The organism is Aeromonas sp. LsrichE-8G, from assembly GCF_022869435.1.
Classification (GTDB): Bacteria; Pseudomonadota; Gammaproteobacteria; order Enterobacterales; family Aeromonadaceae; genus Aeromonas; species Aeromonas caviae.
This window is the reverse complement of sequence record NZ_JALIHH010000123.1, coordinates 1-539: the sequence shown is the minus strand read 5'-3', so window position 1 is coordinate 539 and position 539 is coordinate 1. Positions and strand designations below refer to the sequence as shown.

Annotated in this window: 1 tRNA gene and 1 rRNA gene; both read right to left on the bottom strand. The window is 47.3% G+C overall.

What is annotated here, in order from left to right:
• Positions 1–182 precede the first annotated feature (182 nt).
• Positions 183–258, bottom strand: a tRNA-Glu gene (locus tag MUW49_RS16805).
• Positions 259–468: 210 nt separating this feature from the next.
• Positions 469–539, bottom strand: a 16S ribosomal RNA gene (locus MUW49_RS16800); the annotation flags it as partial.

The following is a 539-nucleotide window of genomic DNA, read 5'->3' as shown; positions in this document are numbered from 1 at the left end:
GACCAAATAAAATTTGGTTTTCGCCAAGAAGTTTCCAAAGCACTTGTAACAAATGTTTGAGAACTACTTTTTAAATCAGCTTTCCAGATTGTTAAAGAGCATGTTTGCAACGGCGCAAGGCCGAAGAAAACAGACATAAACACGTAATGCTTATGTCTGCATTCTTGAGCTGCGAAGAGAAGTGGCGTCCCCTAGGGGATTCGAACCCCTGTTACCGCCGTGAAAGGGCGGTGTCCTAGGCCTCTAGACGAAGGGGACCCCGAGTCTGCTTTGCAGTGCTTGCGCACTGAGACAACAGGTAGCAGTAAACTGCTATTCACATCCCGTTATCCGGCAGAAGAGGTTTTCTCTCATCCATCCCGAAGGCTGGACAACAGAAGCTGATGCATCACTGCACCAGGTCTTTGCTCTAACTACTTTGAATCAAGGCAATCTGTGTGAACACTCAACAACTTCGTCATCTTAAGGTAAGGAGGTGATCCAACCCCAGGTTCCCCTAGGGTTACCTTGTTACGACTTCACCCCAGTCATGAATCACA